This is a genomic window from Flavobacterium piscisymbiosum, assembly GCF_020905295.1.
Classification (GTDB): Bacteria; Bacteroidota; Bacteroidia; order Flavobacteriales; family Flavobacteriaceae; genus Flavobacterium; species Flavobacterium piscisymbiosum.
In genome coordinates, this window is the sequence record NZ_JAJJMM010000001.1 from 3,190,371 (window position 1) to 3,207,986 (window position 17,616).

Sequence of the window (17,616 nt, forward strand, 5' to 3'; positions counted from 1 at the left end):
TTCTTTGGAACAAAAAAAACTCTTAATCATTACTTATTATTTCCCGCCTGCTGGAGGTCCGGGAGTACAGCGTTGGTTAAAATTTGTAAAATATTTACCTGAATTTGGTGTTCAGCCCATTGTATATGTTCCTGAAAATCCAACATATCCAATAATTGATGAAGGTTTGGTAAGTCAGATCTCTGATAAAGCTATTGTTCTAAAAAATAAAATTTGGGAGCCCTATCAATTGGCATCCATTTTTTCGAAGAATAAAACCAAGAAAATCAGTTCCGGAATTTTTCCTCATAAGAAAAAACAAACTTTTTTAGATAAAACATTTCTTTGGATTCGAGGAAATCTTTTTATTCCCGATGCCCGTGTTTTTTGGGTAAAGCCTTCAGTGACTTATCTGGAGAAATATATCAAGGAAAATAATATTGATACCATTGTAACTTCGGGACCGCCGCACAGTTTGCATTTAATAGGCTTAGAATTAAAAGAAAAACTAAATGTAAAATGGTTTGCTGATTTTCGCGATCCGTGGACTACAATTGGTTATCACAAAGCATTACGTTTGTCGGCTTATGCAGCTAAAAAACATAAAAGTTTAGAACATAAAGTACTTAATAGTGCAGATACTATTATTGTAACGAGTAAAACTACCAAAACCGAATTTCAGGCGATTACCAATAAGCCAATTTCGGTAATTACCAACGGTTACGATATTGAGAATGTTGAAAAACAAACTTTAGATACTAAATTTACTTTAGCACATATTGGGTCCTTTTTATCAGATAGAAATCCTAAATTTTTATGGGAATGTTTGGTAGAATTACTTCATGAAATACCAGATTTTAAAACACATCTGGAAATTAAATTAATTGGGGCCGTAAGTCAGGAAGTTTTAGATGCTATTCAGGAATTTAATCTGAATGATTATTTGAATCTTTTAGGATATGTTTCGCATCACGAAGCAATTGCACATCAAAAAAAATCTCAGGTTTTACTTTTAATCGAGATTAATTCTGAAGATACTAAAAGCATAATTCCTGGTAAATTGTTTGAATACATGGTCTCCAATCGACCAATAATTGCGATTGGTCCAAACGGATCAGATTTTGCCGATATCATTAAAGAGACTAATACAGGAGTATTTTTTGATTATTCTGAAAAAGCGAAGTTAAAAAGTGTAATTTTGGACTTTTATAATCAATTTTTGGAAGGGAAATTACAATCTCATGGCGTTGGTTTACAACAATATTCAAGAAAAAGCCTTACTAAACAATTGGCACAATTGATTAGCGAATCATAAGATTGCAATAATCTAAAATCCATAATCTAAAAATCTAAAATCCAAAAATGGGTATTGTTTTAAATCAGTCTTTCAAAAATACAATCATTACTTATATAGGTTTCGCTATTGGAGCCATTAATACACTTTATTTATATCCTATTTATCTGGGTGCTACTTATTACGCGTTAACCAATTATATTCTTTCGGCAGCGAATGTTATTATGCCTTTGTTTGCTATCGGAATGCAAAATACGTTAGTCAAATTTTATTCTCAATATAAAACAGAAGAAGAAAGAGAGCAATTTTTATCATTTACAGCCTTATTTCCAATATTAATGTGTATTCCGTTAGGGATAATCGGAATCTTTTTCTTTGATGATATTACGGCATTTGTAACAAAGAAAAACCCTGTTGTAAAAGAGTTTATGTTTTTAATTCCATTTATTGGGATTTGTATGGCCTATTTCGAAATATTCTATGCCTGGGCGAGAGTTCATATGCATTCTGTTTTTGGAAATTTTATTAAAGAAGTTGGGTTGAGACTGTTTTCGACTTTTGCTTTGGTAGGTTTATATTTTAATTGGATGACACTTATTCAATTTGTATATGTGACGGCAGGAATTTATTTTGTGGCTTTTATAGTAACGATGTTTTATGCTTTCTATGTCAAAAAGCCTAAATTTCAGATCAATATACCTCAAAATGTAAAAGACGTAATGGAATATACCTTTTTCATTATTCTTTCAGGAAGTGTTGCCAATTTACTTTTAGACGGTGATAAATTGATGCTGAATCAATACATGAAAATTGAGAACATCGCTTATTATTCTGTGGCAACCTATATTGCTTTGGTAATCTCGGTTCCGAGTCGTGCCATGCATCAGATTGTATATCCGATTACGGCAAAATTGATGCACGATAACAAACATGATGAATTGAATCAATTGTATAAAAAAACCTCTATCAATCTGCAAATGGTTGGCGGATTTGTAATGTTATGTATTTTTGTCAATATCAATCAATTGTATGAATTAGTTCCAAAAGAATACAGTGGCGGAATCTCTGTTGTATTTATGATTGGATTATCGAAGTATTTCGATTTGATTTTAGGAAACAATAATGCTATCATTTTTAATACAAAATACTACCGAATGGTATTGTATTTAGGATTGCTTTTGGTGTTTTTGACCGTGATCTTAAATATGATTTTTATTCCAATTTTTGGAATTAAAGGTTCTGCGTTTGCGACTTTATTATCGATTACACTATATAGTTTGGCAAAATTGCTTTTTGTTGTAAAAAAGCTTGATTTATATCCTTTTTCTAAAGAAACGATCTATTCAATGCTGTTAACTTTTGCGTTGTTTCTACTGTTTTATTTTTGGGAATTTCCGTTTTACCAATTGATAAGTATTGCTTTAAAATCTATTTTAGTAACGATTTTATATGTTTACTTAAATTATAAGTTTGATATTTCTCCGGATATTAATAAAGTAATCGATATGCTTTTGCGAAAAGTAGGAATTAAAATTTAGTACGATTTTATTGAGAAAACATAAAGTATTTTAAATTCCAATCTATTTTGTTTTTATATTTGTTAGAAGGATAACCAACTTATTGCTAGCAAAATATGAAAAAGAAATTAGTGTGTTTTTTAGCGTTCTTCATTGTTTTGTTTTCTTCACTGGCTTTTGCTCAAAAAGATACTTTACAGACTTCAAAAGTTACAACCGAATTAAAACAAAAAGGATATCCTGTAAATCCATTCAAGGACACGCTTTTTTATGTTTATAATAAAGTAGGTTCTTTTACTGCCGAAAACAGGGCAAATGCCATTACTGAAAAAATCAGAAAACTTTACGAAGACTCTTTTTTTGAAGAAGATTCTATTATAGTTGTTCCTTCGGATATTTCTCAGGATATAGTGTACAAAAACGACTTCATCATTATGTCCATTTTGGATGGTGATGCAAAAGCCGAAAATCAAACCACTGGATTTATTGCCAAGCGAAATTTAAACGCAATAAAAAAAGCCGTTATCTATCAAAACGAAAATTATTCAATGCTTCCTAAAAGACTTGGATATACTGCATTACTGATTCTTATCATTGGAATTGTTTTGTATTTTGTGGGAAAGATTTTCAATAGAATACGATTACACATTCTTAAAAATAGCGATAAATATTTTAAAGGTTTTAGTTATAACAATATCACTATTCTTTCGCCACAAAAACAGCAAGGGCTATTAATGCGATTGTATAGCTTTGTAAAAGGTTTTACTTTGATTTTGATAGTTTATTTTTCTTTGCCATTATTGTTTAGCATTTTTCCGGCGACAGAAGCATACACCACAACATTATTACGATGGATTCTTACGCCGGCAAAACTGGCTGTAATGGGCTTTGTCGATTTTTTACCAAGCTTTGTTACTATAGTTGTTATTGTTTTTATTTTTAAATATACCATAAAGGTAATACGGTTCTTTTTTGATGAAATCAAAAAAGAAAATATAAAAATAGATGGCTTTTACAGTGACTGGGCAATGCCTACATTTAATATCATCAGGTTTCTATTATTGGCGTTTATGATAGTGATTATATTTCCGTATTTGCCAGGTTCTGATTCTCCAATTTTCAAAGGTGTATCTGTTTTTGTGGGTATTTTATTTTCATTAGGATCCTCAAACGCTATTGCCAATATGGTGGCAGGTTTAGTTATCACCTATATGCGCCCGTTTAAGATTGGTGATTTTATAAAAATAGGAGATGTAAGCGGAGAGGTTATAGAGAAAACAGCTTTGGTTACCAGAATAAGAACGCCAAAATTTGAAGATATAACAATACCTAATTCTACTGTATTGTCCAGTACTTCTACTAATTATTCGTCGAATACAAAGCAGGTCAATAATGGTTTACTAATTCACACCACTGTTACAATTGGTTATGATGTACCCTGGAAAGATATTCATAAAGCTTTGATCGATGCGGCATTAAAAACAGAGTTGATTGAGCAAACACCGCCGCCTTTTGTGTTGCAGACAAGCTTAGATGATTTTTATGTTTCGTACCAAATTAATGTGTATACGAAACACCCTACAAAGCAGCCTATGATCTATTCTTCATTGCATCAAAATATTCAGGATTCATTTAATGCGGCCGGAATCGAAATTATGTCACCTCATTATAATGCCATACGCGACGGAAATAACACTACGATTCCTGAAAATTATTTAAAAAGTGATTACGAGGCTCCTTCATTTAATATTAAGAATAAAAGTTAATAAATTGATACTGTGGTATTAATCTTAAAAATTTAACAGTGATTTGTTTTGAATTTAATTTTATAAAAATTAACTTTAGCTAAGAATTTAGCAACACTTTCCTTAATAGGATAAAAAAGATCTCATTTAAGACAATAAAAGTGTTTGTTATTGTGTTTATTAAGTTGGATTGCTACGCTGAAAATGTTAAAAAGCGTGGAGTAATTTTTGCAGTATTTGGATTAATTTTTTTACGTAATGATTATGAAGAACAATGGACTTAGTCAGGAGCAGAGCTTACAGGTGTTTTCTAATATGATATCAAACAAAGTTCATAACGGATTTACATTAGAAGAGAGAAATGATGAATTCCTTTTTGCAGTCCTTTCAAAGGGCGGAAAAGTAGTAAATCATGGTTTAAATTTCATTATTTTTTGTCTAACCTTAGGATTGTGGTCATTTGCTTGGCTTTACTTGACAATTGAGGCATCAAAACAAAAAAAAGTATTAGTTGCCATCGACGAAGATGGTTTCCCCTTTGAAGAACGATGTTTAGTCGCTTAATAAATTTAAATCTCAAAATTTAAAAAAGATCCAAATTCCAATATGATTTAAGATCATTGGAATTTGGATTTTTTATTTGAAATTTTCTTAAACTTAGAACCTTAGCAACTCAGTCCCTCAGAATCTTTCTCCTATAATTTGTCTTTTAAATAAATCCCTGTAACTGATTTCTTTTCTTTTGCTACATCTTCAGGAGTTCCTGTAGCTAATAAATGTCCTCCGTTTTCTCCACCTTCGGGACCTAAATCAATAATCCAGTCGGCGCATTTTATAAGATCAAGATTGTGTTCGATTACAATTATCGAATGTCCTTTTTCTATTAATGCATCAAAAGAAGCTAATAATTTTTTGATGTCATGAAAGTGTAATCCCGTTGTTGGTTCATCAAAAACAAATAAAGCTTTGTCTTTTGTAGCCCCTTTTACTAAAAATGAAGCCAGTTTAATACGTTGTGCTTCTCCGCCCGAAAGGGTAGAAGAAGATTGACCTAATTGCACATAACCTAAACCAACATCTTGTAAAGGCTGAAGTTTTTGTGTAATTTTGGTTTGTTTGTTTTTATCGAAAAAGGCAATGGCATCATCGATAGTCATGGTTAGAATATCGTTGATGTTTTTATCGTCGAAGGTGATTTCTAAAATTTCTTTTTTAAATCTTTTTCCCCCGCAAGTTTCACATGGCAGCGAGACATCGGCCATAAAGACCATCTCGACGTTTATTGAGCCTTCTCCTTTACAGGTTTCGCAACGACCTCCGTCAACATTAAAAGAAAAATGTTTGGCCTGATAACCTCTTATTTTAGATAATTTCTCTTTGGCATATAAATCACGAATATCATCATAAGCCTTGATATAGGTTACCGGATTTGATCGTGAACTTCTTCCAATAGGATTTTGATTTACATATTCGATATGTTTTATTTGCGAAAAAGAACCTTTTAGATCACTAAACTGACCGGCTTTCTCGGCTGCGTTTTCCAGCTTTTTCTGCATGGCAGGAAATAATATTTTTTTGATCAAAGTACTTTTTCCACTTCCCGAAACTCCTGTAATTACGGTTAAAACATCTAATGGAAAAGTAACATTAATATTTTTTAAGTTATTTTCTCTTGCGCCAACAATATCAATATGATTTTTGAATTTTCGTCTCTTTTTAGGAACCGAAATTTCTAAATCTCCATTAAGATATTTTGCCGTTAATGAATCTGATTTTAAAATTTCATCATAAGTACCCTGAGCAACCAGATGACCTCCAAAGGTTCCTGCTTCAGGACCAATATCAATGATCATATCAGCAGCTTTCATAATATCTTCATCATGTTCTACAACAATAACCGTATTGCCCAGATCACGAAGCGATAATAAAACTTTGATTAGTCGTTCAGAATCTTTTGGGTGTAAACCAATACTTGGCTCATCAAGAATATACATCGATCCAACCAAACTGCTTCCTAATGAAGTGGCGAGGTTAATACGTTGCGATTCTCCACCTGAAAGTGTTGCTGAATTTCTGTTTAAAGTCAGGTAATCCAAACCAACTTCTGTCAAAAATGACAAACGATTGTTGATTTCGACCATCAAACGTTTTGCAATTTGTTGTTCGTAAACATTTAAATCAATGTTTTTGAAAAAAGTAACCAAATGTTTAATAGGTAAATCGACTAAATCAGAAACTGTTTTACCGTTGATTTTTACATATGAAGCTTCTTCGCGTAAACGTTTTCCGCGACAAGCGTGACATTTTGTTTTTCCGCGGTAACGCGATAACATTACGCGATTTTGAATTTTATAATTTTTTTCTTCAAGTTCTTTAAAGAAACCGTTCAGACCTTGAAAATAACTGTTTCCTTTCCATATCAGGTCTTTTTGCTCTTCGGTTAGTTCAAAATACGGTTTATGAATCGGGAAATCAAATTTATAAGCGTGTTTTACCAATTCGTCTTTATACCAGCTCATGCTGTCTCCTCGCCATGGATAAATAGCATTTTCAAAAACAGATAAAGAAGTATTTGGCACTACTAAATCAGCATCGATGCCAATAATATTTCCGTAACCTTCGCAAACCGGACAAGCTCCGTAAGGATTATTAAAACTGAATAAATGAACGTTAGGTTCTAAGAACGTAATGCCGTCTAATTCAAAATTATTCGAATAGGTAAATCTTTTATCTGAGCCTACTTCCTGAAGATAACAAATTCCTTTTCCTTCAAAAAAAGCGGTTTGTACGGCGTCGGCCAAACGATTATAAAACTCTTCTTCGTCCTTAACGACAATCCTGTCAATAATCAATAAAATATCTTTATTGTCTAATTTATGAATTTCTGTAGGCGTAAATTCATCTAAACGAACCATTTCATTATTTGCCAGAATACGTGCAAAACCTTGTTGCAGCAATACTTTTAGCTTGTCTTCGAGTTGTCGCCCTTCTTCAAGATGAATAGGAGACAGAAGCATCCATTTGCTGTCTAATGGCATGTTTTTTACATCGGCGACAACATCGGTAACGGTATTTTTTTTGACTTCGAGTCCGGAAACCGGTGAAAATGTACGGCCAATTCTTGCGAATAAAAGCTTCATATAATCGTAGATTTCAGTCGAAGTTCCTACAGTCGAACGTGCGTTCGTTGTATTTACTTTTTGCTCAATAGCAATTGCAGGAGCAATACCTTTTATGTATTCTACTTTTGGTTTGTCTAATCGCCCAAGAAACTGACGCGCATACGAGGATAAACTCTCTACATAGCGGCGTTGTCCCTCGGCATACAAAGTATCAAAAGCTAAGCTTGATTTACCTGATCCTGAAAGACCTGTGATGACAACAAGTTTATTTCTGGGAATAGCGACATCTACATTTTTTAAATTATGTACTTGCGCTCCTTTAATTATAATATTATGTTTTGGGTCGAGTGTAGAAAGATCAATCTGCATACAAAAAGTCAATTTTTACAAAAGTAATCAATTTTGAATTGAGTTCTGTTAATGACATTGTTCCAAATTTTAACATAATTCCCATTGTTGTAAAAGCTGAATAAATCCTATAGTTTCCTAAAGTTGAAACCTTGGGCTATGTTTTGAGATTCTATCGTAGTAAATTGCTAATCGATTAAATCATTGAGGCAGGGTATATTTTCACATTCCAAATTCCCGAGTTAAAAGTCCGAATTAATAGAAATTGTATAGAATTAACAGAGATATGTTTAATCTTGTTTTATTTTATTAAAAACTTGTTATTTCAATATAAAATAAGCTATTTTAGAACTGATTTTTAATAATAAATACCACAAGATAAAATTGAAAACGAAACTTTCTTTGCTGTTTTTTTTGATGAGTTTTGTCCTGTTTTCGCAGGAGTTTCCGCCCATTATTAAGTATTCATCGTCTGTTTATGGTGCAGGAAATCAGAGTTGGATGATATCGCAGGACGATCAGAACTATTTGTATTTTGCAAATAATGATGGTTTGCTCGAATATAATGGCACAAACTGGCAATTATATCCGGCACCAAATGAAACTATTATGCGCTCGGTAAGAGTTATTGGAAACAAAATTTACACTGGCTGCTACATGAATTTTGGTTACTGGACCAGACAAACCAATGGAAAGCTAAAATATACTTCGCTCAGCGATACTATCAAAAATAAAATTTTGGATGATGAACAATTCTGGAATATTCTTAAATACGATCAATGGATTTTATTTCAATCCTTAAACCGAATTTATATTTATGATACCAAAACCGGAAAATTTAAAATTATTGCGCCAAAAAATGGCGTTGTTAAGTCATTCGCAAATAAAAATGCTATCTATTTTCAAACGATAAATGAAGGCCTTTTTGAAATAGAAAGCGGCAAAGCCAAATTAGTTTCGGATCATCAAATTCTTAAAAAATTCACGATGGTAAATATATTTACAACAGAAGATGGTTTACTGATTCAGACACAATTGGATGGTATTTATAAATTATCAGGAAATAACCTAACCCGTTTTGCAACGGATGTTGATGCTGAATTGAAATCAAGTTTTGTTTACAGCAGTCAACTTCTTCAGGACGGAAGTTTTGCTTTAGGAACGGTTTCTAACGGGATCTTTATTTTATCAGATAAGGGAAGATTAAAATATCATATTTCGCAAAGCAAAGGATTGAGCAACAATACTGCCTTGTCTCTTTTTGAAGATAAAGACCAGAATTTGTGGGCAGGACTCGATAACGGAATCAATTGTATCAATATCAACTCACCTGTGCATAGTTTTACAGATGATACCGGAGTTTTGGGAACAGTGTATGCATCGGCTACTTTTAATGGTCTGTTATATGTGGGCACCAATCAGGGTTTATTTTGTAAAAACATTCAAAGCAATTCTGAGTTTAAATTCATAAATGGTACAAAAGGACAGGTTTGGTCGCTTTTTGTATATGATAATACACTTTTTTGCGGACATGATTCAGGAACTTTTATTATCACGAATGATTCGGCCAGAAGTATATTTTCGGCTTCGGGAACCTGGAAATTAGAAAAAGTACCCAATTCTGAAAATCAATTGCTTCAGGGGAATTATTACGGAATTTCGGTTTTAGAAAAAGTAAACAATCAATGGGTTTTTAAAAATAAAATTAAAGGTTTTGATTATTCTTCGCGTTATTTCGAAATCACCAATAATTTCGATGTTTATGTAAGTCATGAATACAAAGGTATTTTTAGATTAAAACTGGATAAATCATTATTACAAACGCATGGTTTTTATACTTATAAATCTCCTCAAAAGGGAAAAAATGCCAGTTTAGTCAAATTCAACAATGCTATTTATTACGCTTATAAGGGCGGAATTTTCAAATTAAATCCAAATACAAAACAATTTGAAAAAGACAATTTATTGAGTTCTATTTTCGAAAAAGATGAATATACATCCGGGAAATTAATCGTAGACAATTCGAACAAAATCTGGCTGTTTTCTAAAAACTATATCCATTATTTTTCTGCCAGTAAATTAAGCAATCAGCTAAAACAGAATATCATCCCGATTCCGTCATCTTTAACCAATTCGATGCTGGGTTTTGAGAATATTACACAAATTTCGAAGTCGACTTATTTAATAGGTACTACGGATGGGTATTATACGTTGAATATTGAGGATTTAAGTTTTAAAAACTATACCGTTTTTATCACTGATATTACCATAAACAAACAAAATGAAACCTTAAAAAATGTTGCCATTCAAAATGAGGGAGAATTTAAATCAAACGAAAATAATATCACTCTAAACTATACGGTTCCTGAATACAATAAATACATCAATTCAGAATATCAATATTTGCTGGAAGGTTTCCAGAACGATTGGAGCGAATGGAGCACAAAAGCAACAGTAAATTTTAAAAATCTTTCACCAGGAAAATATACCTTCAAAGTAAGGGCAAAATATGCTAGTACAATACTGGAAAATACGGCCACTTATACATTTGTGGTTTTAAAACCATGGTATTTAACCAATCTGGCTTGGTTTATTTATTTTCTTTTAATGTTGGTATTGGCCTATTTTGTAAACAAAGCGTATCGCAATTATTATCACAAACAAAAAGAGAAATTAATAGAAGAAAATAATCTTTTATTAGAGATTAAAGAACTCGAAAATGAGCAGCAATTAATGAAGCTTCGCAACGAACAACTCTCTCAGGATGTTGATAATAAGAACAGAGAGTTGGCAGTTTCGACCATGAGTTTAAATAGCAAAAACGAATTACTTGCTTTTATTAAGGAAGATTTAAAAAAGACCTCTCAAAACGATAGTAATAATATCAAATCGGTTATAAGTACAATCAACAAAAATATTACCGAGGAAGATTCCTGGAATGTATTTAAAGAAGCTTTTGATAATGCCGATAAAGATTTTCTAAAAAGAATCAAGCAGCTTCATCCTTTGCTTACTCCAAACGATTTGCGTCTATGTGCTTATCTTCGATTGAATCTTTCTTCAAAAGAAATTGCTCCTTTATTTAATATTTCGGTGCGAAGTGTTGAGATAAAAAGGTATCGTTTGCGTAAAAAAATGGATTTGCAGCACGAAAACGGTTTAGTCGAATATATTTTGGCTGTATAGTACATCAAAAAACGCTTCTAAAAAACTATACATTACCTCAACATTAACGATTTGTTGTGATTTTGTAGTGTTTATGTTAAAGAAATTAACATTCGTAATTTATAGTTAAATAAGGGTTTATTTTAGGATATATTAAATTTACATAGGTTTTTTTTATGATGTATGTTTTTTGTTGAGGTTAAATTTGTAGTTTTCCTAAACGGATAAGATAAATTTATCTTTCAATAAAAACTAACTAATTATGAAATCTAGATTATTACTAACCGTACTAATGCTGTTTACATCTTATGCGTTTTCGCAGTCTTTTGATGTAAGCGGTACAGTATTAGATGGCTCGGGTTTATCTCTACCGGGCGTAAATGTAAAAGTTAAAAGTTCGTCGCAAAGTACAACCACAGACTTCGACGGATCTTTTAAATTATTAGGAGTTCCTAAAGGGACTGTAATTGTTTTAAGTTATATAGGTTTTAAAACACAAGAAGTTGTGGTTTCAGGAACCAAAATAACGGTTAAAATGAGCGATGATGCCAGATCGCTTGATGAAGTTGTTGTATTAGGATACAGCAGCAAAAAGAAAAGAGATGTAACAGGAGCAGTTACTGTTGTATCGAGCAAAACGATCGAGGATCTTCATCCTCTTAAAGTAGAGCAAGCCCTGCAAGGAACCGTTGCGGGTGTTAGCGTTACGGCACAATCGGGTTCTCCGGGAGCAGCAATGAATATCAATATTAGAGGTGTTGCCACAAACGGGAATAATGCTGCAACTGTATTTATAGATGGTTATCAGGGAGATTTGAGTATTTTAAATCCAAGTGATATCGAATCGATAACAGTACTTAAAGATGCGCAGGCAGCAGTTTATGGAGTATTGGGAGCCAACGGAATTGTATTGGTAACCACAAAAACAGGAAAAAAGAATTCTAAAACCAAAGTTTCTTTCAACTCTTCTTTTGGTACACAGGAAACAAGCAGAAAAATGTCGGTACTAAATGCCACAGAATATGCATTGTTATTGAATGAAAGTTATGCTAACGGCGGACAAGCATTGCCTTACCCTAATGTTTCAGGATTAGGAAAAGGAACAGATTGGCAAAAAGAAATTTTCAACTCAGCTCCGGTAATTAATAATGATATTGCCATATCCGGAGGTTCAGATAAAATCACCTATTTATTAAGCGGATCAGATTTAACCCAGCAAGGTATTATTGGAGGCCCAAAATCTGATTTTAAAAGAAATACTGCAAGATTATCTTTAGGCGCAGATTTGGCTAGTAATATGAAACTGCAAACGAATATTATTTATACGTATCTCGACAGAGATTCATTAAATGAAAACGGTTTAGGTTCGGTACTTTTTAATGCTATTAATACACCTTCGACTTTGCCGGTTCGTGATCAAAACGGAAACTATACTTTAGTTCCTAGTGCCCCAGGTTACGGAGTAGAAATTATCAATCCGTTGGCGCAAATAGAAAACACTTATAACGACTATAAGTTGAGAAAACTAAACGGAAATGTTAGCTTTATTTATGACATCACCAAAGAGTTTAAATTTACATCACGTATTGGTTTCAATAGTGGAAACAGCATTAGCAGAAACTTTTCTAAGCAAGTAAGCTACGGCGGAAAAGTGTTTGATATTACAAGAAGCAGTGTGAATCAAAATACTGTAAACGATAATGATTATACACTTGATCTTATTGCAGAATACAAAAAGACGCTTTTTGGCAATCATAATCTTAAAGCAATCCTTGTATCTACAGTTTATAAATTATGGGGATCAGGACTTGGAGCAACAGGTTATGATGTTCCTAATAATTCATGGAAATACGCAGATATAAATTTGGCAAAAGGAACAAGTCCGGCTGGTGGCCGTGATGTATCATCGTATAGTTATGATGAAAGAAGGGTTTCGTATGCCGGAATTTTAGAATATGATTTTAAAGGGAAGTATCTTTTAAGCGGAGTTATCAGACGAGATGCATCAACTAAATTTGGACCAGAAAACAGCGTTGCTTTCTTTCCTTCATTTACTGCAGGATGGGTAGTTTCTGAAGAATCATTTTTAAAAGATAATAGCACTTTAAATTTCTTAAAACTAAGAGTAAGTTACGGTGTTTTAGGAAATGACCAGATAAAACCTAATGGTTATACAGGTTTATTAAATGGAGAAGCGACTTATGTATTTAATGGAGCTCTTGTAAATGGTACAGCGATTGGCGGATTACCAAATCCGAAACTACAATGGGAAGAAGCCAAAAAGTTTGACGTAGGGGTTGATTTTAGATTATTTAATGATAAGCTGGATTTTACAGCAGATTATTTTATAGATACACGAGATAAATTATTGATTCCAAAAATTCCGGTATCGGGAATAACAGGAGTTTATGCTCCGGGAGCTTCTTCGCCAACTATGAATGCAGGTTCTGTACGTAACAAAGGATTTGAATTTGCGGTTAATTATAAAGACAAGATATCTGATAATTTTAATTTTAATATAGGATATAATATCACAACAATTGATAATGAAGTTTTAGAAGTGACTAATGGAACCGGTTATACAGAGGCAGGTGGTTTTGGCGTTGGACAGCCGCTTCTTCCGTCAAGAATGCAAAAAGGATTGCCTATTGGATATTTTTATGGATATAAAACGGATGGAATTTTCCAAAACCAGGCCGAAATTGCAGCACATCCATCGCAGGCAGCTTTAGGATCAGCCACAGCTCCGGGAGATATTCGATTTAAAGATGTAAATGGTGACGGTGTAATAGACAGCAAAGACAGAGCATATATTGGAGACCCGGTTCCGAGTGTAATAATGGGATTAAACTTAACCCTTAATTATAAAAATCTTGATTTCCTTGCCTATGCTTATGCTTCAATAGGAAATGATATGGTGAGAAATTACGAGCGTACACTTACAGATGTAAATAAATCAAATTATGTTTTAGGAAGATGGACCGGAGAAGGAACAAGTAACACCGTTCCAAGAGTTACAACCGGAGCTACAAACAACAATCTTTTTTCTGATTATTATGTAGAGGATGCCTCTTTCGTAAGAATTCAGAACGTACAATTGGGGTACACATTAAACAAAACATTCTCGGATAAAATTGGGATTTCAAAATTACGTTTATATGTAGGGGTAAACAATTTGTACACTTTTACCAAATACAAAGGTTTTGATCCGGCTGCTATCACAGGGCCAACAAATGATGATAATATTTCGCAATCGTCTGTAGGATCAGGAATCGATAACGGATTTTATCCAACTCCAAGGATTTATACAATGGGACTAAATCTAAATTTTTAAAAAACCAAGAAAATGAAAAAGTATATTTTAAATATAGGATTAGGAATCGTGCTTTTAGGAGCTTTAAGCGTTTCTTGTTCAGATAATTTTGTTGAGCGTGAGCCTGTATATTCAATAGATTCCGAAAATTATTTTAATTCAGAATCCGATTATTACAATGCCTTAATTGGCGCTTACGATTTGCTGCAATCTTCTTATGTAAATGTTTTATTGGGCGAAATAGCTTCTGATAATACAGCGGCCGGAGGAGAAAGTGCCAGTGACGTAATTGGTTTTCAGCAAGTAGATGAAATGACCCACACATCTGTAAACAGTAATATAAAAGATGTCTGGAACTGGATGTTTGCAGGAGTAAGCAGAGCAAGTTATATTTTGGAATTTAAAGATAAAACCGATTTTGCAGGTAAAAATCAAATATTGGCCGAAGCACATTTTTTAAGAGCATATTATCATTTTGAGTTAGTCAAATGGTTTGGTGGCATTCCGTTAAATGGAGACAAGAGGTTTAAATTAGACGATGAGAAAAAAATCCCACGTTCATCAGTTCAGGAAGTTTATGCTTCTATTGAAGGCGATTTGCTTTATGCGATCGATAATTTAAACCCGGATGCCCCACAAACAGGAAGAGCAACTAAAGGAGCTGCTCAGGCATTATTAGGCAAAGTGTATTTGTATCAGGATAAATTTGTAGATGCATCCAAAGTTTTAGACAAAGTAATCGAATCTGGTAAATATTCATTAGTAGCTGATTATAGCGCAATTTTTGAAAACGCCGGAGAAAACGGAAAAGAAGCAGTATTCGAAGTACAATACAGTGATGCAGAAGGAGCTGGTTTTACTTGTTTACAATGTAGTGAAGGTAACGTAGCAGTAGGTTTTAACGGAATCAGAAATTATGTAGGACCTGTTTTCGATTCGGGATATAGTTTTAATGTGCCAACCGCAAAAATTGCCAATGCATTTGAAGTAGGTGACAAACGTAAAGATGTGTCCATTTTGGATATTGTTGCCTGGGCAGCGGCAAATAATGCAACTTACGGTACGGGATACAAACATACAGGATATTTTAATAAAAAATATTTACCACGTCAGGGAGATTCTAATATAGGAGATCAAAACCTTACTAACCCTAATAATTACAGAGCAATTCGCTATGCTGATGTATTGCTGATGGCTGCAGAAGCTTATAACAGAGGCGGATTAGGCGATGCGAAAGCAAGAACGTATTTGAATGAGGTAAGAAGACGTGCATTTGGAGATACCAATCATGATATCTCAGCTTCAGGACCAGCTTTAACCGATTTTATTTGGGCAGAAAGAAGGTTTGAATTTGTTGGAGAAGGAATTCGCTTTTTCGATTTAGTACGTACAGGTAAAGCAGCACAGGAAATTGCTGGATTTAAGGCAGGAAAAAATGAAATATTTCCAGTTCCAATAGAAGAGATTCAATTCGCAAACGGAAACTGGCAGCAAAATCCTCAATATTAAAAAAATAGTATCATGAAAAAATTACATTTTATTATAAGTCTGTTCGTTTTAGCAATCGCAATAGGTTGCTCTAATGACAGTAATGGCAGCGATGTCGATATCGATTCGATAGGAGCGCCAAAAAATATATCGGCACTTACGACAATTACCCAGGATAATTCAGGTAAAGTTACTTTTTTACCAAAAGGAGAAGGTGCAACACAATTCAAAGTTAATTTTGGAGACGGAAGTCCTGAATCTACTTATTTTGGAGTTGGCTCAACTGTATCCCATGTTTATAAAGAAGGAGTTTATAAGTCTAAAATTATAGCAATGGGACTAAACGGAAAAACGACTGAAATAGAGCAGGAATTGCAGGTTTCATTTAAAGCTCCGGAAAACCTTGTAGTTGTGGTAACAAATGACGTATCTGTTTCTAAAAAAGTAACCATTAAAGCTACCGCTGATTTCGCGCTTTTTTATGATGTTTATTTTGGGGAACCAGGAAATCCTCTTCCTGTATCTGTTAATAATGGCGAATCGCTTTCTTATACTTATAAAGAAGCTGGAGTTTACACTATTAAGGTAGTTTCGAAAAGTGCTGCGATTAAAACAACTGAATATACTGCGCAAATCGAAGCAAAATTAGTTGTTAAGCCAACAACTTTAGCTCCAGCACCGCCAACACGACAAGCAGGAGATGTTATTTCTATCTTTTCATCTAAATATACAAACGTTGCAGGAACCAATTTTAATCCGGATTGGGGACAACCGGGTACTTATGAAGAGTTTGATCTAAATGGTCATAAAATTCTGAACTATATTAAATTAGGCTATCAAGGAATTGCTTTGGCAAACAATGTAACAATTGATGTTTCGGATATGGAATATCTTCATATGGATGTTTGGACAGCTGACTTAGAGAAATTAGAAACTTCATTAATTAAGCCGGGACCAGATGAAAGAGCCGTAACAAAAGACCTTACAGCAAATCAATGGACAAGTATCGATATTCCTATTTCGGCATTTACAAGTCAGGGATTAACAGTGAATAATATATTCCAATTAAAATTAGTTGCAAAACCTGCTGGAGGAACAGTATTTATAGATAATCTTTATTTCTATAAAGGAGCTTCTCAATCTGTAGCATTACCTATCGATTTTGAATCGACAGATTTAACTTATACTTGGGGCGGATTTGGTAATGTAGATGCATCTATAGTTACAAATCCTGATAAAACAGGAGCAAATTTATCTGATAAAGTAGTTAAACTAGATAAGAAAAATGGAGCAGAAACCTGGGGAGGAGCAAGTATAAATCTTGATGCTGCACCTGATTTTTCTAAAGGAACAAAAGTAAAAGTAAATGTATGGTCTCCAAAAGTAGGAGCTCAGATATTATACAAAATGGAACTTTCGACGTCTCCAAAAGACGGGAATGGTAATCCTACTGTTTTTATAGAAATACCTGTTACGACAACAGTCAAGAATGCTTGGCAGGTTTTAACATTTGATCTTACAAGCGCAGCTTCTTTTAGTGCCAGTATCAAATATGACAGGGTAATTTTATTTCCGGACTTTGGAGTTACAGGAGCAGGAGAAACATACTATTTTGATGATATTAAACAATCCAATTAAAAATATA

Annotated in this window: 9 protein-coding genes; 8 read left to right on the top strand and 1 reads right to left on the bottom strand. The window is 33.4% G+C overall.

What is annotated here, in order from left to right:
* Positions 1-4 precede the first annotated feature (4 nt).
* The 4 genes from LNP81_RS13945 (at position 5) to LNP81_RS13960 (ending at position 5,099) form a co-directional block, all read left to right on the top strand.
* Positions 5-1,294: a glycosyltransferase family 4 protein gene (locus tag LNP81_RS13945; protein WP_230036786.1), complete on the top strand. Its 1,290-nt coding sequence runs from the start codon at positions 5-7 to the stop codon at positions 1,292-1,294.
* A 47-nt stretch (positions 1,295-1,341) separates the two neighbouring features.
* The gene (locus LNP81_RS13950; RefSeq protein WP_230036788.1) at positions 1,342-2,811 is read left to right on the top strand and encodes a lipopolysaccharide biosynthesis protein; all 1,470 of its coding nucleotides are present in this window, start codon (positions 1,342-1,344) and stop codon (positions 2,809-2,811) included.
* Between the two features lie 95 nt (positions 2,812-2,906).
* Positions 2,907-4,556, top strand: coding sequence for a mechanosensitive ion channel family protein (locus LNP81_RS13955; RefSeq protein ID WP_230036790.1), 1,650 nt, complete (start codon positions 2,907-2,909; stop codon positions 4,554-4,556).
* 243 nt (positions 4,557-4,799) lie between these two features.
* Entirely contained in the window at positions 4,800-5,099 is a 300-nt protein-coding gene (locus LNP81_RS13960) for a DUF8108 domain-containing protein (protein ID WP_065447970.1), read from the top strand.
* 131 nt (positions 5,100-5,230) lie between these two features.
* Here the strand turns inward: LNP81_RS13960 and uvrA are convergent, their stop codons facing one another.
* A complete protein-coding gene (gene uvrA / locus LNP81_RS13965) occupies positions 5,231-8,026 on the bottom strand; it encodes an excinuclease ABC subunit UvrA (protein WP_230036792.1) in 2,796 nt (931 codons plus the stop codon).
* A 363-nt stretch (positions 8,027-8,389) separates the two neighbouring features.
* On the opposite strand from uvrA, the gene LNP81_RS13970 reads away from it, so the two are divergent.
* From LNP81_RS13970 to LNP81_RS13985, 4 genes are all read left to right on the top strand, one after another.
* Entirely contained in the window at positions 8,390-11,191 is a 2,802-nt protein-coding gene (locus LNP81_RS13970) for a triple tyrosine motif-containing protein (RefSeq protein ID WP_346432739.1), read from the top strand.
* Positions 11,192-11,432: 241 nt separating this feature from the next.
* Positions 11,433-14,504 (top strand): SusC/RagA family TonB-linked outer membrane protein, encoded by a 3,072-nt coding sequence (locus LNP81_RS13975; protein ID WP_230036794.1) that lies wholly within the window; start codon positions 11,433-11,435, stop codon positions 14,502-14,504.
* Positions 14,505-14,516: 12 nt separating this feature from the next.
* The gene (locus LNP81_RS13980) at positions 14,517-15,992 is read left to right on the top strand and encodes a RagB/SusD family nutrient uptake outer membrane protein (RefSeq protein WP_230036796.1); all 1,476 of its coding nucleotides are present in this window, start codon (positions 14,517-14,519) and stop codon (positions 15,990-15,992) included.
* Between the two features lie 12 nt (positions 15,993-16,004).
* Positions 16,005-17,609, top strand: coding sequence for a PKD domain-containing protein (locus tag LNP81_RS13985; protein WP_230036798.1), 1,605 nt, complete (start codon positions 16,005-16,007; stop codon positions 17,607-17,609).
* Positions 17,610-17,616 lie beyond the last annotated feature (7 nt).

Coding starts and splice junctions, on each gene's coding strand:
- LNP81_RS13950 (WP_230036788.1), top strand. CDS start 1,342: ATGGGTATTGTTTTAAATCAGTCTTTCAAAAATACAATCATTACTTAT.
- LNP81_RS13955 (WP_230036790.1), top strand. CDS start 2,907: ATGAAAAAGAAATTAGTGTGTTTTTTAGCGTTCTTCATTGTTTTGTTT.
- LNP81_RS13960 (WP_065447970.1), top strand. CDS start 4,800: ATGAAGAACAATGGACTTAGTCAGGAGCAGAGCTTACAGGTGTTTTCT.
- uvrA (WP_230036792.1), bottom strand. CDS start 8,026: ATGCAGATTGATCTTTCTACACTCGACCCAAAACATAATATTATAATT.
- LNP81_RS13975 (WP_230036794.1), top strand. CDS start 11,433: ATGAAATCTAGATTATTACTAACCGTACTAATGCTGTTTACATCTTAT.
- LNP81_RS13980 (WP_230036796.1), top strand. CDS start 14,517: ATGAAAAAGTATATTTTAAATATAGGATTAGGAATCGTGCTTTTAGGA.
- LNP81_RS13985 (WP_230036798.1), top strand. CDS start 16,005: ATGAAAAAATTACATTTTATTATAAGTCTGTTCGTTTTAGCAATCGCA.